Origin of the sequence: Furfurilactobacillus entadae (genome assembly GCF_045862745.1) — a bacterium.
Taxonomy (GTDB): Bacteria; Bacillota; Bacilli; order Lactobacillales; family Lactobacillaceae; genus Furfurilactobacillus; species Furfurilactobacillus entadae.
Window position 1 is genome coordinate 21214 of the sequence record NZ_BQXN01000017.1, and the last position, 19400, is coordinate 40613.

Below are 19400 nucleotides of genomic sequence, written 5' to 3' on the forward strand. Positions count from 1 at the left end.
ATTGCCACCGTCATTCTCACGGCAATTTGTTAACGCACCCTTAAAGGTGAGCGCTAGGGCACCCGGATTCCACAACTTGTGCTAAACTACTTAAAGTTAATTAACAGAATTAAAGGAGTCTTTTCATGTCATTACGAAGCGGGATCGCCACAGCAGTTGGCAAATCTTCATACTGGTTTTTACACACGTTTCTCCACGGCGGGTCCTCACTACCTGGTAAGCTAGCGACCCGCATCGACCCCGAGCTCCTAAAGACGCTCGGCAAAAATTATGATGTTATCGTGATCACGGGTACCAACGGGAAGACCCTAACCACGGCACTAACCGTACGGGTCCTCCGCGAAAAGTACGATGATGTGTTAACCAACCCAACTGGTTCAAACATGGAACAAGGTATCGTCGGCACCTTTCTGCACGCCAAACGGGCTCACGGCTCACGGCCACTGGCCGTTTTAGAAGTTGATGAAGCCAACGTCATTAAGGTCACACAGTACATTAAGCCGATCGCCTTTGTTTTCACCAACATTTTCCGGGACCAAATGGACCGTTACGGGGAAATCTACACGACGTACAAAAAAATTATTGATGGGGTCAAACTGGCACCGGAAGCAACCATCATCGCTAACGGTGACGCTCAGTTGTTTAATTCTGTTGACCTCCCAAACCCAAAGATTTTTTACGGGTTTAACCACCTTCCAAAGGGTGACATGTTAGCCCCAACAAACACGGATGGGATCCTTTGTCCCAACTGTGAACACGTCTTGCACTACCACTTCATGACCTACGGAAACCTTGGGGACTACTTCTGTCCTAACTGTGGCTTCGAGCGGCCCGCATTAACCTATGCGGTCACAAAGCTTGGGGCAATGACCCCAACCTCATCTGCGTTCGACCTTGATGGCGAATCATTTAACATTGGCATCGGTGGCTTGTATAATATCTACAACGCCCTCGCTGCTTACGCAGTTGGTCGGTTCTTGGACGTTAGCCCTGCACAAATTCGCGCCGCCTTTACCAGCGACGAACGGGTCTTTGGCCGTCAGGAAGTTGTCCACGTCGGTAATAAAGACGTTACCCTCATTCTGATCAAGAACCCCGTTGGCGTGAACCAAGTCATCGACATGATTTTGACGGAACCAGCTGACTTTTCTTTTGTCGGTCTGTTAAACGCTAACTATGCGGATGGAATCGATACGAGCTGGATCTGGGACGGCGAGTTTGAAAAGCTGGGGGCTGCCGGTCAGGGTGAGCATCCGAAGATCAAGGCGTTTATGACTGGTGGTGAACGTTACAAAGACATCACCTTCCGGCTTCAAGTTGCTGGTGTCGATCACCCGCTGACCGAACCAGATCTTGGTGAAGTCACGAAGAAGATCCAGCAATTGCCGACGGATAAAGTTTATGTTTTAGCAACGTACACCGCAATTTTGCAACTCCGGAAACAGTGGGCCAGTGAAGGCCTCATTAAAGAAGGGATGGGTGCTTAATGGCAGCTTACGAATTAACTATCGCCCATTTATACGGCGATTTGATGAATACGTATGGCGACGTTGGTAACATTCTCGCCATGAACTACTATGCAAAACAAATGAACGTCACCATTCACACAGAGTTAGTCAGCTTGGGCGACACGTTTGATCCCGCAGCCACCGACATTATTTTCTTCGGTGGTGGTCAAGACTTTGAACAAACGATCGTAGCGCGTGACCTCCCGTCAAAAGCCGCTGCAATCACTGATTTCATTGAGGACGGTGGCCCTACATTAGCCATCTGTGGTGGTTTTCAGTTGCTCGGTCAGTACTACATTGGCGCTGACGGCGAACGCATCATGGGAACGAAATCCATGAGTCACTACACCACTAACCAAAAGGATCACCGGTTCATCGGGGACACCATCATCAAGGATGACCAAACCGGTGAAACGTACCATGGGTTTGAAAACCACCAGGGGATGACTTTCCTTGGCGATGACGAAGCCCCACTGGGTGTTGTTTCCGAAGGTGCTGGTAACAACGGTGCTGATGGCACCGAGGGTGTTCACTACAAAAACGTTTATGGCACCTACTTCCACGGACCGATCTTGACCCGTAACGGTGACATCGCTAAACACCTGCTTGTGGCCGCCTTAAGACGCAAGTATCCAGAGCAAGACTTCAGTGAACAGGATGCCATGGTTATTCCAGCAACCTTTTAATCACATTTATGTAAATTAAAGCAGCCCCTTTCCAGAAACGGAAAGGGGCTGCTTTTTACGTTCATTTTCTGACTAAACTGACGTTAGGCCTGTTGTCCGGGTTCACTGGCAATAATTTGCACATCGCCGCGCACCGTCCATTCCTTAACGTCAAACGGCAAGATAAAGTGCATCCCCTTCGTCAACGTGTATGGTGTTTCACCAGGAACCAGCAATTCGCCACGTCCATTGAGAACGGAGGCCAACGTATATGGCGCCTTGCCACGTGTAAAGTGCAGTTCGTCACCGTTTGTCTTCCATTCGTAAACAGCAAAGAAATCAGACGACACAAACTTTTTAATGACCGCGTCACCCACCACCGTTTTTTCCACAGCTAGCTTAGGGTCAACATGTGGCACCGTTGTGACGTCAATGCTTTGCTGTTTATGGAGTGGCCGTTTCCGGCCCTTAGCGTCCTCACGATCCCAATCATACACACGGTATGTGGTGTCAGAACTTTGCTGGGTCTCTAAAACCATGACGCCGGCTCCGAGGGCGTGGATTGTTCCACTTGGCACGTAGAAGAAGTCCCCGGCTTTAACTGGAACCGTTCGGAACAGTTTGTCCCACTGATCATGCTCGATCCAATCGGCCAATTCCGCTCTGGTCGTTGCATTATGCCCGTAATAAAGCTTGGCACCAGGTTCCGCCGCAATCACGTACCAGCATTCCGTCTTCCCCAATTCATGTTCATGCGCCTCAGCATATGCATCATCTGGATGAACCTGGACGGAAAGATCCTCGTGGGCATCCAAAATCTTGGTCAGCAGTGGGAAAACATCCCCCGTGGCGTTACCAAACACATCGCGACGGGTTGCCCAGATCGTGTCTAACGACTGCCCCTTAAATTCTCCGTTAACGATGGTTGCCGGGCCATGGGGATGTGCCGAAATGGCCCACGCTTCCCCGGTGTGGTCCGTTGGAATTTCATAGCCAAACCGGTCATGAAGGCCCGTTCCGCCCCAAATTTTTTCATGAAACACCGGAATCATAAACATTGGTTCAGTCATTATGTGCACTCCTTCTTCACTTTGTAAGCCGTTACATTACGGTTAATAGTGTAGCACAGTGCTTGACCGCCTAAACTATTTTTCACTCACTTCATCCAAAAACGTTCGGTAGATTTTGGGACGCCGTTCAATAAACCGGTGATTTTGTTGCGTTGGGTGCACCCGGTTGGTCAGTAACACAAGGCCTTGGTGCGTCATCCGGTCCAAGATCAAAATGGTTCCCGTAAAACCCGTGTGAAAGGACACCAGATGATCCGGCGTGCTTGCAGCCAGTAAGTTCCACCCAAGTGATCGGCCGAGGTTGCGGTGCGGCGTTTGGTCCGTCGCCAATAGGTCACGGGTTGCAGGTGTCAGCACACAATCATCCTCACCCAAAAACCACTGGGCAAACGTTGTTAGATCCGCTAACGAGGCAAAAAGCCCGGCAGATCCACAGTGCTGTCCCAAAATAGCCGCCTTCGGATCATGCACCCGGCCACGCAGCACCCCGGTGGGCGTTAACGTTGTCGGCACACACTGTGCTGGCGCTGGTGTAAAGGTTGCCGTTGTCATGCCTAGCGGTTCTAAGACGGTTTGTGTCATAATTGTTTGGACAGGTTGCTGATAAACAGCCTCCAGGACCCAACCAATAAAAATCAGACCAATGTCCGTATAATGATCACGGACTTCAAACGTCTCACCCACCGGCAGCTTTAGGAGGGCCGCCGTTAATTGATCCGCTGGCAGTTCATTTCGGTGGGGAATGTAGCCAGCAATGGCGGACGTGTGCGTCAATAAGTCACGGAGCGTCACCCGGTCGTCATGCCACGCAGGGACAAACCGGGACAATGGCTCATCAACGGTCAAAACGTGTTGTTCAACTAGGTGCATTAACGCCGTCGTGGTCCCCACCACCTTCGTCAAGGAAGCCACATCATACAGCATCCCAGTTGTCAATGGCGTCACTTCAGGCCACCAAGAGGCGTTTCCCACCGTATGGGTCATCACGTCCTCACCATCGATTAGGGCATAGCTTGCCCCGGGCACAATGTGTTGTTCGACCAACGCGTTTATTAATCGCTGTGTTTTTTGATACTGTCGCATGGTTACCCTCCTGGACTTCGTTATTCTAAGTGTAGCAATCATCCACAGCAAGAAACGTTTCATGTCTAAAAGTTACCCTTTTTTACGATTCTAACTCATGTTTGGAGGTTTACCCATGTCACAAAAAGCACTGCATGATCATCTCGACCAGGTTCGCCAACGCTTTGTGATTGCCACCGTCCTGGCCATCTTGCTCCTCATCATTCGCTTAATGACCCCATCAATCATCGTTATTATCGCGTTTTGGGCCTGCGGGGCCTACCTTGCCATCCTCTTTGCCATCTGGCTTTGGCTCGAGTGGCAACTGTTAGTTCACCATTAATGCCACTCACCATCATCCAAAGAAAGGTCGCTTCATGGCTAAACACGTTACGTTAGCAGACATTGCTGCTCACACTGGCCTTGCGCCGTCGACAGTCTCACGCGCACTTCATAACAGTTCCCGGGTCACGGCGGCCACACGCCGTCACGTTCAAGCGGTGGCTAAAGAACTCCACTATCAACCAAACGTCCTGGCACAAAGCATCCGAAACCAGCGCACCAATACGGTTGGCGTTGTCATCAGTAACATTTTAAATCCTTACTTCACCGAAGTCCTCCGTGGCATTAGTGATGAACTTCTCCGGGCAAACACCCACATGATTCTGTTTAACACAGACGAACAGCCGGAAAAGGAAACGCGGATCTTACAGTCGTTGACCGGGCAAATGGTGGATGGTCTCATCATTGTTAGCACCGGCGGCATCGCCAATTATGACGCGCTTACCCAGGCGGCCCCCACCGTTTTTGTGGATCGGGTCCCAAACGCCGCCTCCATTGCCCGCTATGACGCCGTGTTAACCGATAACGTCCCGGCAGCAACCTCATTAACCACCCGCTTACTCGACGCTGGTGCAACAAGGCTGGGCTTCATCGGCAGTGCCGTTGCCTTTTCGGCTGCCGAACGCGAAACCGGCTATCGTACTGCCCTTAAAAATCACGGTCTTTCCGTCAAACGAAATCTGATTCGCCACACGAACTACACCCCAGAGACAACCGCCCGGATCGTTAATGAACTCCGTCAAACTGAACATGTGGACGGCCTTGTCATCGCAGATAGCGTCATTTTGGGCCAGGTGTTGAAGACCCTCACCGCGTCTACACACCAAGCGGCTCCGCTTCAACTCGGTACATTTGATTACCTCGCATGGTTTGACTATCTTAATGTTGATTTGATTGCTGCCCAACAATCAACCTACCAGCTCGGTCACGTCGCGGTCACCACCCTTTTCGATCGCATCGCGCATCCAGAGGCCCCCGTTTCAACGACCCGGTTCCCCGTGACGTTTCATGAACACCATCCCAATCACTAAATCCATTTGATCGTTGCCCTGCTTATCAGGGGAACGGTCTTTTTTATTCAAGGACAGTCAGCCCCTGTTCCATCAAGGCTTTACATCAATTTATGAAACATCCGCCATTGTTTTCATGCGTGCCAAGTCAGTTTCAAAGACAAACGTTTGTCTTCTGCCTTTTCCCCAATCGGCTACTTTCATAAAACGACGACGACTTTCCGTTAACCCTGACCACACCAGGGATTACGGGCTTTCTTCACAAAGTAACTCGACACGTCAAATTTCTCATAACCCATTGTTCTGCCACTAGTCTCGCCGTAGGATAAATTATGTAATCGCTTACAAAAAATACAAAATAAAAACTTACGCACCATGAAAGGACACATTGCCATGCTATTAGGAAGCATTGAAGCTGGAGGAACTAAATTTGTTTGCGCCGTCGGGGATGAAAATTACCGGACGAAGGACATGATTAATTTTCCCACCACAACACCAGAAGAAACGCTCAAACGCACCATCGACTACTTCAAACAGTTTGATATTGAAGCTTTAAGCGTTGCATCATTCGGCCCCATCGAACTTCGGCGAAACGATCCTCACTACGGGTACATCACTAACACGCCAAAACCGGGTTGGGCAGACACTGATTTCATTGGTGCCTTGAAGGACGCCTTTGACATCCCCATGTACTGGACAACGGACGTTAATGGATCTGCGTACGGCGAATACGTCATGGCAACGCTGACCAACGAACGGGTTAATTCCCTGGTGTACTACACCATTGGGACCGGTGTTGGCGCCGGCGCCATCATCAACGGGGATTTCGTCGGTGAACTGGGGCACCCCGAAATGGGCCACGTTCGCCTCAAACGCCATCCAGATGACCTGGACTTCGCCGGTATCTGTCCATTTCACGGTGACTGTTTAGAAGGCCTGGTTGCGGGGCCAACATTTGACGCGCGGACGGGAAAACCCGGCAAGGACGTTCCACTGACTGATCATGTGTGGGATATCATGGCCTATTACGTTGCCCAAGCTGCCATTCAAGTCACCTTAACGTTGCGGCCCGGCAAGATTATTTTTGGCGGTGGTGTCGTTAGTGACGCCTTCTTGGATAAGGTTCGGGCCCAATTTACCGACCTGCTGAATGATTATGTGGCCGTTGGCGACCTCAACGACTACATCACAATGCCAGCTATTAAGCACAACGGTTCCGCCACCTTGGGAAACTTTGCGCTGGCCCTTAGAGAACTTCAGGCCTAACCTCATCGTCACTAAGAAAGGACTCCACTCATGAAACAAACACATCAATCTGGCCGCTCCATCTCAATGGTCAGTGCCATCGGTTTCTTTGTTTTATCACTCGTCATTAACGCCGCCGGAAACGTGCTCACGCTTGTGACCAGCGCTAAGATTCACCCATCGTTTATGGGCTCAGCCTACTGGACGGCTGCCGAGGTCAACCTTGGTAACGCCATTCACTGGAACCTTTTCTGGGCCTTCCTTATTTTTGGGATGTTGACCACCGTTTTAAACGCCATCTTGGTTGGTAAATGGGAATGGCGGCGGGCCCTTGGTAACCTGATTTTCATGGTGCCGTTTTCCGCACTGATTCAAGTATTTGCTGACTTCTTTAATGGTGTTTACGCAAACATCTTTACCGGGCTCCCAACTGCGCACGGCATTGGCATGACCAGTCTGTACGTCATTTTAAACTTCTTGGGCGTTGTCCTCATCGCCATCGCCATCTCTCTTTACCAACGCGTCAACCTCGTGTTGCACCCCGCAGATGATTTAATGCAAATCCTCCGCTTCAAGTACTGTCATGGGAACGCCAACGTTGCGATGTGGGCCTCATACATTCCACCAACCCTAATGGCCATCATCGCCTTTGCCATCACCCGGCAGTTTACAAACTTTGGCCTTGGCACCCTCTTTGCCTTCCTGTTTCAGGGCGGCATTACTGGTTTGGCTGATCGCTATGTTTTCCCTCACCTTAAACATCAAGCCGTTGATGTTGGGACTGAAACAACGACAACGACGCCTGTCACCCCAGCTCACCAAGGCTAACACCACGCCATTAATGAAAGGATCTTCCTCATGAAAATTGCTGATTCGATTACCGATGTTCAACACATTGGGGTTCCCACCACTGACCTCCCCGGCACCATCGCTTTTTGGACCACCCTGGGCTTCACAAAAAGCGGCCAGTTCGCTAACGGTGACGGTCAGGTTGCATTCATGCAACTTAACCACCTTGTCATTGAAACATGGACCATGCCCACAACACCCATGGTGGCTGGCGCCATCAATCACATTTCGATAAACAGTACGGATATCGACGCCTCCTTTGCCGCAGTGAAGGAAGCCGGCTTAACCTTAATTGATCAAACGGTGCAAGCCCTCCCCTTCTGGGACCACGGCATCCGCTATTTCAACATTCAGGGCCCCAACGGCGAAATCGTTGAATTTTGCCAAATCTTGACAGCATAGATACCGTTTCGTTTGAGAAGCAGATAACCATCGCTTTAACATGCATTCGTGGTATAAATGATTTAGAGGTTTAATACATCATTTTGAAACGGAGGCTATTTCCATGTCATTCACACCTAAACGTATTTTAGTGCCAACCGACGAATCAGATAACGCCAAATTGGCACTTGCAGAAGCCGTGTCCATCGCAAAACTTACCGATGCAGAAGTCTACCTGCTTGAAGTCGTTGCGCCCTTGTACTCGGCCCCCCAATACCCCGTGGAAGATCTTGCCGGACAAGTCACAGAGCACGCAAAGGCCTATACCCAACGTTTGGCTGAAAAGACCATTGCCGAGACCGGATTCACTAAGATCAAGTCGCTCGTCAGTTCTGGGATTCCAAAGCCAACCATTGCAAAGACCATTCCGGAAAAGTATGAAATTGATTTAATTGTGATTGGTGCAACCGGAACAAACGCGTTTGAACGGGCCCTTCTTGGCTCAACAACGGGTTATGTGGTTCGAAACGCCACCGTTAACGTCATGGTGGTTAAAGATCCCGAAGCATAATTGCATAAGCGGCGACCTTGTCATTATGGGCAAGGTCGCCGTTTTTTAGTGCCTCAGCAATGATTTAGTGCGGCAGTTCTTCCGGTAAAAGAATTATTTTCACTAAATGACGGTTTTATCCTGAAATAGCGTTGACAATTTTTGTCAGTACCGTATACTTAATTAAGTAAATTTGCCCCATGGTCAAATTGGTTAAGACGTCGCCCTCTCAAGGCGGAGTTCCGGGTTCGATCCCCGGTGGGGTGATTTGAAGTCACCCGGGCGTTTGCTTGGCAGATTTACGACTTTAAATGAATTATTGGGTATTAGCCAAATTGGTAAGGCAGCGGACTCTGAATCCGTAATGTACTGGTTCGAATCCAGTATACCCAATTGATAAGTTCTATAAGGTTGTCTCAGTGCTGTTATATCAGCATTGAGACATTTTTTATTTAAGAATGAATTGGTCCACGAAATTCGATAATAGACCGTTCCTATTATGTTAAATCAATTTTTCATTGTTTTTAATCCAAAAAAGGATGTCCTCGAGTGAGCTCATCCCCAAATCTAAGTTATTGCCTAACAGGCAAAACCTGATATAATATAACCATGGAAAGGTAGTGAGCGTTAACGGCACTCACTACCCGCTGGGATAAGTGTTATTGGGTAAAGCTAGTCGCTAAATGCGATTAGCTTTTTTTATTATGTCGTACGCCTTGGCAAACAAAACCGTTGCCTTGGCGAGGACATCGACGGACACAGCAAGCTGTATCACATCCCACAAACTCCTTAATCTGAGTGTCATCAGTCCTCACCCCTTTACTAGGAAGTGGATGAAGATGGGGACGAGTAACAACCAGCTAGGACCACAGCAAGTAATGAGCTGACTGAACGTCTGTAAAATTCATTTCACCTAAGTTAGTGGTCAAACGCTACACATTCATACAAGTTTCTCTCACTCGTGAAAGAAACATTAGCCTCTACAGCAGCCAATACCACATAGCAAAAGACTAGTATTGCGTTTAGTTATTTTCAATATATTTATTCACTGTAATTACTCGATAGTTATTTGCATTGATCGTGATTTCAATTTTTGCAGATCCGTTATAAACATAATAGTTTTTCCCGTGTCGCTCGATCTTGTCAGAACTCAATACACTTTTTCTAACAAGCTCCTCAATCTGTTTTTTATCCAATTCAGCATTTAACTTCTTATTAACCCTTCCGTAAACAAGTTCCGTATAACAAATCTCTTTCACAATCTTATTTGCCAATTGAATATCGGAATCATCTTTCATAAATCTTTGGACCCCCGACTTATATTTCCCAACTAGGCTATCACTATATACCTTAGTCGCGGTCGATTTTGGTTAGTAAATCCTGTTCGCTTAGTTTTTTAGTCAATTCGTCTAAATCTGGTGCGGCAATCCAATCAGCTGTTTCCTTTAGAGCCGTGCCATATTTAACACACTGAATGATCGTGTCAGCACTTACATACATATTGTGGGCATAACCTGGTGTCGTCGTGAAATAGTCACCAGCTGAATACCGTTTAAAAATCGGGACGCGATCGACCAACTCAACAAATACGATCCATCCCGTTTGAACAATAAACATCTCATGAACTGCTTGGTGCTTATGGCTATTCTGCCATGCTCCCGTGGCTGTTCCTTCCGTCCGGATATAACTCGTCCCATCCGCAAACTGTAGTCGAAAGCGCAACTCACCATTGTCCATCTTTTGATGATGAGAGAAGACCCCGTACGAAGCGGCTTGATTGTCAGTAATGTCTTTCATGATTTTCCTCCAGCTGATTGATTCAACACTTTAAATAACCCGTTTAAACGATGGAACAAGTCCATTGCCTAACGCCACGGAAAGGTAGCAAGCAATGAGCTGTCCGAACGTCTGTAAGTTCATTTTAACGAATCTCGTGGGCACGCGACAGACATTCATAAAAATTTATCTTGATCATTAAAAAGGTTAGTCAAATTTGCTTTTGATTCTAAGCAATGGCCTGTTCTCAGTATTTAACTGAGCGCAGGTCTTTTTGGTTCACTAAAAAACGACCTGATTTCGGTTGAATACCGCATCAGGTCGTTATTTAAAGGTCATTTGGTCCCGTGTTTTACCAGTTGGTAAAACGGTTCAACCGACTATAATTCTAGCAAATCTTTCCACTTATCTAGAATTTTATCTGCACTGAACCGGCTTCACTCAGTATAGCTCGTTTCCGATAAGGTTTATAGTGATTCATCGTCCTCACTGCTTTGATGGCACAAATAGCCATTTTGGCCATCTCTGATCAGTTCCTCTGGGCCATAAGAATATCGATAACTGAGAGCTGGAACACCGTGCCCCATTGCCTCAATTATTGACAGGGGTTCAGTATCGACTTGACTTAAACTGATCAAAATTTGCGATTGATGTTTTTTAATTACCACCTGGTTTTCAAACCATGGCAATCGCTTAATTGACCATGTCAACATCCATCCACGTTGGCTCCAATTGATTCCCATCAGGATCAACAACTTCTAAGCCAAACATTTGCTCTTCTGGCATCCCCGTGTCGACGTGGAAGTAATGGCCACCGTTTGCCTGGGCCGCGTTCGCAAAGGCCCGGACTTCATCGGCACTATCCATGCTCAAGGAGATAAGCGCACCACTTGTCGTCTTACCGTCAATGATGTTCTTTTCACCAATGAATTTCTTGTAAAAGTCCGGTGTTAACAGCTCAAACATAATCGTTTCGTCCCAGACAATCGTGCTTGCAAACTCACTTGAAAACGTTGGATTGCGTTTAAATCCCAACGCTTCATAGAAACTAATGGACCGTGCTAAATCTGTAACTGGCAAATTAACAAAAATCATTTTTGGCATCATGGACACTTCCTTTCATTAATACCGTCAAACTATCATACATCAATCTCGCCATCAATTAATTTGTCCGATTCAAAGACAATTAATCGTCCCTAAACGTCAGCAACCTCGCTCGTCTTCCGACGCTCACGCCTGAACTGCTTCCACGCCCGGTAGCAGAGCGTCGCCTGGCAACCGATGATCACCAGAAAAATCACCGCCATTAGGGCAGTAGAACCCATCCAAATCATCCCGATCATTAACACCATCAGCCAGTAGCCAATCATTAGCACCCAATAAACTAGCCGCTTTAACCGCGTTACCCATGCACGTTTGGTCGGCTTTAAAAGCAACCGTCCTAAATACGCTAAGATGATCAAGTTTATTTGAAGGAACAAACATAGACTTAGGGCTACGCCGATTTGGCTTAGCAAATTGAAAATCATCATTCCAATAATCAGGCCAACCAGCATCAGCCATAGTCCTATGGTGAATTGTTTTCGCGGTGGTTGTGCACCATAACGCGCCATTGCCGGCTTCAACGTCAGCCGTTTAAAAAATTGATGTAAACGTGGGCCCCACTGATCCATCAGCACGTGGCGATCATTCGCAAGTTTAGAACTCAACAAATAGCTCGCCTGCAAAATAAAATTCACAATCATGCCTGCCAGCGCCAGATTTTTCCACACCAAGTTAACGCTTTTCTTCGCAACACCACCTTCATCAAGGTACACAAAGGGATCTGTTTTCATCGCCAACATAACCACCCAAAGCAAGGTGAAACCAATGACACAGTAATTTAGCCCGGCTTGTCGTTTTAACGTTGACGCCGTTTGAAACGATAAACTCACCGCGCCTAACGGGACAATAAAAAGCAACAAGTACAGACCAAAGCTTAACAATACATACCAAAAGTAGGCCCCATTAAAAAGATAAAATCGCCCCATCTGATCCATTCCGAACACGCCAGTTGCAAGGAACAAGGCACCCATCCAGAACCGCTGTTTTTTCATCCATGAACCAAAGTCAACTCCGAAACGCGTCAGTTGTTCAGACCGACTTACCACGCCACTAATCACGTCGATGCACAGCCAGGCCACCAGTGCACATAAAAAGGGAAGGAGAATAAGGCTTAAAAATAGAAGCATGATTGACTACCTAATTTCCATTGAATTTACCATAACAATTCTTAACACTCACTAGTCTACCTGATTTTTCTTGGCCTAGCAGGATCGAGTTAATAATCTTTTTAAATCTCGGTATAAAGTAATCATTAGCATTAATTTAACTGACCTACTGCATTCAGGAACAATTTGGCCACAGACCGAACAGAAAATGGGTTCTGGCCCGTAATGAGCCGGTCGTCTTGCACAGCATAATCAGCATAAAACCGCTTTTGCTTAAAGGTTGCATTACGACTCACGGCCATGTCGCGATTCAAAAATGGCACAACTTTCCGTTTACCAGCAATCAATTCTTCCGTGGCGGTGAAGCCCGTAATCGTCTTACCTGAGATTACATTTTGTCCGTGCTCATCCTTAATGTTAAAAAGGCCTGCGATTCCATGACACACGGACATCACATAACCATTATTTTTATAAATAGCGGCGGCAAGTGCCTGTAACTCGGGATTGTCCGGAAAGTCCCACATCACCCCGTGACCACCGGTATAGTAGATTGCCACGTAGTCGTCAGGATCAACGGCTGCCGGTGCTAGCGTATTTTTCAATCCCCGTTTAATAAAATCATCATCCTCATAAATGCCCATAATGCTCGTGTCAACGTACTTCATGCTCCGTGGATCCAACGGGACGAACCCGCCAAGCGGACTCACATAATCAACGGCCACACCGGCCTTTTGCATTTCATCAACGAACTCCGCACTTTCGCCTAGCCACAGGCCAGTTGGTTCGCTTACTGACCCGTACTGCTGCGTGTTTGTTTCCACAACCAAGACTTTTTTCATTTGTCTGCTTCTCCATTTGTTGTCATCGCCTGCACAACGTCACTTAACAGGTGCTGTAATTTTTCAATTTCTGTCGTTTCATGCACAAAGTAATAGAAGTTTTTCGTTCCCTTAGTCCGATAGTCAATGATTTTAGCGGCCCGGAGGATCCTTAAGTGATACGAAACCGCTGGTCGCGATAATCCGGTAACCTTCGTTAAATCACTTACTTGCAGCCCTTCACACGTTGTTGCTTGCAACAGACTAATAATAATTTTCTGGCGTTTTTCATCCCCAAGTGCGGTTAGAAACGGCCCGGAAGCATCGAAGTCCGTACTTAAATGACCCTCAATCATGTTATTGCTCACCACCATCCGTTTGGATTTTTAAACCATTAAACACCACTTCTCCTTTTGTTTCAAGTGAAACCACCTCACTGTGCCATGATTTGGCGCATTAAATAAGTTATTGTGCCCTCTATCATGAATAGAGGTTATCAGTTTCACACGACCTGCTTATTAGTCTTACGCCATCTTGCCCCCGTATTCCCCATCCATCACTAAACATTTCAGTGACAGAAACCACTAGCAGGCTTAAGATGACCATGACGTTTATATGACGCGTCGTGGTCTTTTTTATCTTAATAAGGGAGCCAGTTTATGTTTAAAAATTCGTTGGAGCGAACCCGTGCGCTTTCAGACGGGATTTTTGCCGTTGTCTTAACCATTATGGTGCTCAACATTCAGGTGCCACATGCCTTAACCAGCACCGCCTTGCAGGTGCTTGCCCGTCAAATTATTATTTACTTGGTGAGCTTTTCAGTCGTTTGTCAATACTGGCTCTTTCACCAAGAAATTTTCACGCAGCTAACAAAGCTTCCCAACCCACTCCTTGTCACGAACCTCTATTATTTAGCTGCCATCGCTCTCATTCCATTTACCACCGCCTGGTTCAACGGCTACCCGCTGTCACAATTAGTGGTCTTCTTTTTCTCGCTAGTCCTAGTGATCGTTAACTTCTTACAGTATCGGCTGTTCCGCTTGGTCATTCGTCATTATGATCAGTTATCGGCCCATGATCATGAGGAACTTTTATCGGCCAAAATTCAATTATGGGGCAGTGTTGGCTATTGGCTCATCGGTAGTTGCTGGCCGGTGACCCTCCTCCCCCTGATTATTTTAAGCATGGGGACCCGGGTGCTTGTAGCAAAAATCAAACGGTCCGTTTAACGACAATGAAAAAGCAGTTTCTGAGTTTAAAAATTCTCAGAAACTGCTTTTTACTTTACTGGTGCGTACGTTGTCACGCCATACCGGCGACTGACTGTCAGCTTAACGCGGTCGCCAGCCTTAAACTTTAGTTGTTGATCTGGATTGGTTTTAAACCGAAGCGTGCGCTTTGCCCCGTGATGACTAGCATCTACTGCCCGATATTCATAACCCGTTCCCGTCACGCTCCCTGGTAATGAAACCGGAAAGGAACTTACCGGCTTTCCGACCACCCTTACGGTGTGCACCGTGCCGCCATACCGAAAGCTCATCAGCGCTTGATTAGCCCCGACAATCAGAAGCAGCAGCAAAAGGCCAATTGCAAGCGTCCCCCGGTCAATCTGTTTCATCTTCAAATCCCCCCACTTTTTCTCTGAACCAATTATACCCGTTAACCACCGGTTCATTCATAAGTTTCAGTGAGCTTTAGCTTTTATTTAAGTGATGGCTTCCGATCATCCCCACCGTTTACTGATTCGTTTCATTCAACTTAGCCGCGTCCGTTGGGTCCCCAACTTCTTTGACTGCCCGTTTGATTAACGTTTGAACCGTCTTACCTGCCTCTTCGTCACTCATCCCGCCAGCCTTCAACAGTGCAACCTGGTCCTTCCCAAACGTAGTGGACAGCTTTCGATATTCATCCTGGTGCGCATCGAGTGCCTGCCATGTTTCAGCAATGTTATTTGCGTTAAAGTTCTTTAAATTCGTAATCCAGTGGTCTTGATCTGTTCGTAATTGTTGATAATCCGTCGTGTATTTTTCAACCGTCTTTGACGGTAACTTTAGCTCACCGATTGCTTTCAAATCCGCCGCGTCCGTCTTTTGAGCGGCCGCTTGTGGTTCAATCAGGACCTTTTGTGTATACTCCTGAACCTCGGCAACGGTATCTGCGTTCATCCCCTCCTGAACGTTATAACCAATGTTACCGATGTAATTATCATAAAATGCCAACGACAACTCCAACTGGTACATCCGCTCCTTCAAGTTGGTCATTTGTTTCGTGGACAGCTTCTTTGTTGCCGTGGTTTGGTTGTGTTGTGCTGCTGCCTGATGCCCACTAACTTGCGCATGACACCCAGCTAAAAGCACCGTTGAAACAATCCCAATTACAATTAATCCCCGCTTCATCTAATCATTCTCCCCCGTTAACCGTCAGCCTTCGATGACGATTGTTCTGTAAATTTACCATTTAAATAAATTAACTTATTAATTATAAATTATTAAACATTTCCCGTCTATGGTTTCACCCTAATTTGATCAAACTTTGTTGAATAATTCACTAGTTCAGGTTAACCATCACGATCTCATTTTCCACAAAAAAACTAGTTTTCCAATCACTAAGGAAAACTAGTCTCAACACTCACTTTACGCTTTAAATGGCCGCCCACGTATCAGAGGCTAACGTTGGGAACAGGTAAACTAACCGTGCCAATTCCTCCGGACCAAAATGAAATTCAATGGCTGGTAATAACGTATTGATGGCTTCCGCCGCATGTGCACTCATTTCAGTAGCCCCAATGATGTGGTGCGTTTCGTCATACACCAACACGTTATCACCCATTGTTTCTGAATCCACCTGCCGGAACCATGACTTTGGTAAGTGGTTTTCGTGAACTTGCATGCCATCGTGATCAGCCGCCGTTTCCGGAGAAACGCCAGCCCGGACAATTTGTGGTGATGTGAAAACGACAGATGGAATTACCGGATAGGTGATGGCAGCGTCACTGTCACCAGCAAATTGATGCATTAAGTACAGTGATTCGAACACCGCAGTCGGTGTCAGCTTGGGCTGTTGCTTATCAATCACATCCCCAGAAGCGTAGATGCTCGGAATATTTGTTTGCAGGTGATCGTTCACCACAATGCCGTTTGCATTCGTCACAACGCCAACGTCCTCTAGTCCTAAGCCCGCTACGTTTGGAATCCGCCCGGTTGCATCCAGCACCCAGTCAGTCGTGAGCGTGTCTCCGTCGCCGTAGCGGACAGCAATCTCCGTGCCCGCTTGTGTCAACGCACTGACCTTAGCGTCCGTTACAAAGGTAACCCCACGTTGCTTAAGGTCGGCGACAACCTGCTCAACAAACGGCTGGTGGAATGCGCGCAACGCCTGATGACCGTGAAGCAATACGGTCACATCGCTGCCCGCTGCGTTCGCGATGGTCGCAAACTCCATCCCAATGTACCCGCCGCCGAGGATGACGATGTGCTTTGGTAGCTCCGTGAGCTCTAAAAAGTCGTCACTGGTGTGGGCTAGATTTGCCCCGGGAACAGCCACACGATGAGGGGTTAACCCCGTTGCCACAACAATTTTTTCTGCCGTATACGTTTGTTCATCAACGCGAACCTGATGGGGTCCGGTGACCACACCACGACCCGTGATGAGTGTCACACCAGCCTGATTAAGTAACCCGGTGATCATGTCTGGCAACCCGTCAATCACCGCGTGCTTGTGGGCCATGTTAGCCGCCCAGTTGATTGTTAAGTCACCGTTCACGATGTCCCCCATTCGCTCACGATACCGGGTTAAGTCGACCGGCGCATCGAGAGTGATTTTTGCGTTACAGCCACGATTGGGACACGTTCCCCCAACTAGTCCGGCTTCGATGACCCCAATCCGTTTACCGCGGCTAGCTAACGGAATTGCGCCGTCAAACGTTCCGTGACCACTACCGACATACAAGACATCAAAATCAAACACTTCTTCTGTCATCATTTTCCCTCCATCGTCATCAACTAACCAGCTTGAAACTAACCTTTATGCTAGGCGCTTTTATGCCGATGAACAATTTATTAGCTTGATAATGGTCGCACAATTTAATAAAAAGTGGTCACCGACGAATATCTCGTTGGTGACCACTGACATCTTTTATCATGCATTTTCCGCTATCGTGCTTTTAATAAAACATACTGCTCATCATGCAGACCAACAATTGAGGCACCGGATACACCATCAAACAAGGGACTTCGTGACGAACCAACTTTTACGATTCGATAATTTTTAAGAATATCCTTGGGAATGAACTGTTTTAATGATTGACGATTGGCAAGATTGAACTGATTTTTATTTCCCCATGTTAAGGTCCACACAACATATTTAGCCCGCTTATGAGCTACCGTGTCCCGCTCACTTTGGCTCTGTGCTGGATACTTCGTGATTGATAAATTTGTATGCTCAAAATAATACTGATCGTGGACCACGTTTGTAAAACGAGAAATCCCCATATCAACGCCGTTATAATACAAAACACGAACTGGTTTTGTCTCATGTTTTGAAATATATGCACCAAAATCTGCCGCTGCAAAGGGTTGATTCGACCAAATATATGGACCACTTAACGCAATTCGATTACCAAATGCTGGCAGCATTAACACGGTGATTCCGACCGCGATTAACCACAATCGTTTATTTTGTAACTGATCACCGATAACCATTAATGCCGGGGCTACCAGTACCATTCCAAGCCCAACTGTAATTAAAAATACATAAGGGTCAGTGCGAAGTGACCAGTAGGAAAGAATTAAATTAACGCCAATAACTGCTACTGTAGTTCCTACTAATGGTCGATGTTCTTTTGAGAAAAACAGTAAAACAACGGCGGCCGCAACAAAAAGTGCAAATCCATACGGGTGCGCCATCACATTCCGATGAATAGCTGTAGCCATTTCCCACAAACGCTCCCGTTTACCACCTGCAGGCGAAGCATACGCCGTCATATTAACGGTAAAGTACACGTGAATTAACGCGTTCAATCCGTGAACAACTGCGAAATAACCTAAGATAATCCCTGAAACTAAGCTCGCGCCAACAGTAAAACTAATTGCAGTCTGCCACCAGATTCGCCATTGCTTACGTGCCCATGCAACTACAGTAAATAAAACAATTAGAGCAATCCACGTTCCAACTAAGGTATATTTTGTCCAAAAAACAACGGCAAAGCTAACCCCTAACATAACACCATTACGAACTTCTAGTTTTCCTAATTTAAAGTAGCGAAGGCCCAGATAAAGGGCCCATAAAATCCAAAAGAGCATTAATTCTTCCGGACTACCACCATCCTCAAAGCTAAAGGAACCAAGAAGAAGCAGCGGCAATGTCAAACTTATCCCACTAGCCGCTTCAGTTGAAACCGTTGGTGCGAACAATCGGAGAATTTTCCTTGACCAATACCAAATGCCATATAAATTGAGACATTCAATAACAAACAAGCCAAAATAACCACGAGATGAAATAACATTGGCAATTAAATAATATAAATATAGAATTGGTCCGCGCTGTTCAAAAATGTCACGCAACGGGACATGGCCCTGTAACCACGCTTGCCCCAGCGTTAACATTGCATTCGTATCAACCCACTGATTTCCTTTATAGAGTGGGCTATTGTGAACATACACTAAACTCGCCAAAATAATAACCAGCAATGGAATGACATAGTTAACCCACTGGCGTTGCCGACTAGTCATTTTACTCATAACATAAATTCTCCGCTTTCTTTTACTAAATGACACTATCCCATTACAAACTTGTTTGTTAGCAATCCCTTAAAGTATAGCATACGATTTTTAGCCAAAATGCCTTTATTAGCCATTCTTTGATCGCTACCGCGTGTGAATTGGTTCAAACTAACGCATAGCCACTAATTACTGGT

22 protein-coding genes and 2 tRNA genes are annotated in these 19400 nt (G+C 46.9%); 11 read left to right on the forward strand and 13 right to left on the reverse strand.

Annotated elements, in window-relative coordinates:
* Positions 1-125: 125 nt before the first annotated feature.
* Positions 126-1487 (forward strand): MurT ligase domain-containing protein, encoded by a 1362-nt coding sequence (locus tag ACKTR5_RS07930; RefSeq protein WP_407880592.1) that lies wholly within the window; start codon positions 126-128, stop codon positions 1485-1487.
* Complete coding sequence (locus tag ACKTR5_RS07935; RefSeq protein WP_407880594.1) at positions 1487-2194, forward strand: type 1 glutamine amidotransferase; 708 nt, start codon at positions 1487-1489, stop codon at positions 2192-2194. The genes ACKTR5_RS07930 and ACKTR5_RS07935 overlap by 1 nt, the downstream gene beginning before the upstream one ends.
* A gap of 83 nt (positions 2195-2277) precedes the next feature.
* Here the strand turns inward: ACKTR5_RS07935 and manA are convergent, their stop codons facing one another.
* Entirely contained in the window at positions 2278-3243 is a 966-nt protein-coding gene (manA, locus tag ACKTR5_RS07940) for a mannose-6-phosphate isomerase, class I (protein WP_407880595.1), read from the reverse strand.
* A 75-nt stretch (positions 3244-3318) separates the two neighbouring features.
* The gene (locus tag ACKTR5_RS07945; RefSeq protein WP_407880597.1) at positions 3319-4326 is read right to left on the reverse strand and encodes a serine hydrolase domain-containing protein; all 1008 of its coding nucleotides are present in this window, start codon (positions 4324-4326) and stop codon (positions 3319-3321) included.
* 115 nt (positions 4327-4441) lie between these two features.
* Here ACKTR5_RS07945 and ACKTR5_RS07950 point away from each other — a divergent pair, with 115 nt between their 5' ends.
* The 8 genes from ACKTR5_RS07950 to ACKTR5_RS07985 all read left to right on the forward strand — a co-directional run bounded on the left by ACKTR5_RS07950 (position 4442) and on the right by ACKTR5_RS07985 (position 9075).
* On the forward strand, positions 4442-4648 hold the full coding sequence (locus tag ACKTR5_RS07950; protein WP_407880598.1) for a hypothetical protein: 207 nt from the start codon (positions 4442-4444) through the stop codon (positions 4646-4648).
* Between the two features lie 34 nt (positions 4649-4682).
* Positions 4683-5678: a LacI family DNA-binding transcriptional regulator gene (locus tag ACKTR5_RS07955; RefSeq protein WP_407880600.1), complete on the forward strand. Its 996-nt coding sequence runs from the start codon at positions 4683-4685 to the stop codon at positions 5676-5678.
* A 372-nt stretch (positions 5679-6050) separates the two neighbouring features.
* A complete protein-coding gene (gene scrK, locus ACKTR5_RS07960; protein ID WP_407880602.1) occupies positions 6051-6923 on the forward strand; it encodes a fructokinase ScrK in 873 nt (290 codons plus the stop codon).
* A 30-nt stretch (positions 6924-6953) separates the two neighbouring features.
* Positions 6954-7730, forward strand: a complete 777-nt coding sequence (locus ACKTR5_RS07965) for a fructose permease (RefSeq protein WP_407880603.1) — start codon at positions 6954-6956, stop codon at positions 7728-7730.
* A gap of 30 nt (positions 7731-7760) precedes the next feature.
* Entirely contained in the window at positions 7761-8153 is a 393-nt protein-coding gene (locus tag ACKTR5_RS07970) for a VOC family protein (RefSeq protein ID WP_407880605.1), read from the forward strand.
* Positions 8154-8256: 103 nt separating this feature from the next.
* Positions 8257-8703, forward strand: a complete 447-nt coding sequence (locus ACKTR5_RS07975) for a universal stress protein (RefSeq protein WP_407880607.1) — start codon at positions 8257-8259, stop codon at positions 8701-8703.
* Positions 8704-8876: 173 nt separating this feature from the next.
* Positions 8877-8949, forward strand: a tRNA-Glu gene (locus ACKTR5_RS07980).
* A gap of 53 nt (positions 8950-9002) precedes the next feature.
* Positions 9003-9075 (forward strand) — tRNA-Gln (locus ACKTR5_RS07985).
* Between the two features lie 629 nt (positions 9076-9704).
* Here the strand turns inward: ACKTR5_RS07985 and ACKTR5_RS07990 are convergent.
* The 7 genes from ACKTR5_RS07990 to ACKTR5_RS08020 all read right to left on the reverse strand — a co-directional run bounded on the left by ACKTR5_RS07990 (position 9705) and on the right by ACKTR5_RS08020 (position 13842).
* Positions 9705-9980, reverse strand: coding sequence for a DUF3781 domain-containing protein (locus ACKTR5_RS07990; RefSeq protein ID WP_407880608.1), 276 nt, complete (start codon positions 9978-9980; stop codon positions 9705-9707).
* Between the two features lie 52 nt (positions 9981-10032).
* A complete protein-coding gene (locus ACKTR5_RS07995) occupies positions 10033-10479 on the reverse strand; it encodes a hypothetical protein (RefSeq protein WP_407880609.1) in 447 nt (148 codons plus the stop codon).
* Positions 10480-10925: 446 nt separating this feature from the next.
* Positions 10926-11201, reverse strand: coding sequence for a glycosyltransferase (locus tag ACKTR5_RS08000; RefSeq protein ID WP_407880611.1), 276 nt, complete (start codon positions 11199-11201; stop codon positions 10926-10928).
* Positions 11152-11562 (reverse strand): VOC family protein, encoded by a 411-nt coding sequence (locus ACKTR5_RS08005; RefSeq protein ID WP_407880613.1) that lies wholly within the window; start codon positions 11560-11562, stop codon positions 11152-11154. The genes ACKTR5_RS08000 and ACKTR5_RS08005 overlap by 50 nt, the downstream gene beginning before the upstream one ends.
* 92 nt (positions 11563-11654) lie before the next feature.
* The gene (locus tag ACKTR5_RS08010; protein ID WP_407880615.1) at positions 11655-12689 is read right to left on the reverse strand and encodes a hypothetical protein; all 1035 of its coding nucleotides are present in this window, start codon (positions 12687-12689) and stop codon (positions 11655-11657) included.
* A gap of 131 nt (positions 12690-12820) precedes the next feature.
* Positions 12821-13507 carry a type 1 glutamine amidotransferase domain-containing protein gene (locus tag ACKTR5_RS08015; protein WP_407880616.1) on the reverse strand — a complete coding sequence of 229 codons (687 nt, stop codon included), beginning with the start codon at positions 13505-13507 and terminating at the stop codon, positions 12821-12823.
* The gene (locus ACKTR5_RS08020) at positions 13504-13842 is read right to left on the reverse strand and encodes an ArsR/SmtB family transcription factor (RefSeq protein WP_407880617.1); all 339 of its coding nucleotides are present in this window, start codon (positions 13840-13842) and stop codon (positions 13504-13506) included. The genes ACKTR5_RS08015 and ACKTR5_RS08020 overlap by 4 nt, the downstream gene beginning before the upstream one ends.
* Positions 13843-14145: 303 nt before the next feature.
* Here ACKTR5_RS08020 and ACKTR5_RS08025 point away from each other — a divergent pair, with 303 nt between their 5' ends.
* Positions 14146-14715 (forward strand): TMEM175 family protein, encoded by a 570-nt coding sequence (locus ACKTR5_RS08025; protein WP_407880619.1) that lies wholly within the window; start codon positions 14146-14148, stop codon positions 14713-14715.
* Between the two features lie 50 nt (positions 14716-14765).
* Here ACKTR5_RS08025 and ACKTR5_RS08030 read toward each other — a convergent pair whose 3' ends face one another.
* The 4 genes from ACKTR5_RS08030 to ACKTR5_RS08045 form a co-directional block, all read right to left on the reverse strand.
* A complete protein-coding gene (locus tag ACKTR5_RS08030; RefSeq protein WP_407880620.1) occupies positions 14766-15104 on the reverse strand; it encodes a YxeA family protein in 339 nt (112 codons plus the stop codon).
* Positions 15105-15222: 118 nt separating this feature from the next.
* The gene (locus tag ACKTR5_RS08035) at positions 15223-15882 is read right to left on the reverse strand and encodes a hypothetical protein (protein ID WP_407880622.1); all 660 of its coding nucleotides are present in this window, start codon (positions 15880-15882) and stop codon (positions 15223-15225) included.
* A gap of 244 nt (positions 15883-16126) precedes the next feature.
* Positions 16127-17464, reverse strand: a complete 1338-nt coding sequence (locus ACKTR5_RS08040) for a dihydrolipoyl dehydrogenase family protein (protein WP_407880623.1) — start codon at positions 17462-17464, stop codon at positions 16127-16129.
* Positions 17465-17637: 173 nt separating this feature from the next.
* Positions 17638-19224: a hypothetical protein gene (locus ACKTR5_RS08045; RefSeq protein ID WP_407880625.1), complete on the reverse strand. Its 1587-nt coding sequence runs from the start codon at positions 19222-19224 to the stop codon at positions 17638-17640.
* Between the last annotated feature and the right edge of the window lie 176 nt (positions 19225-19400).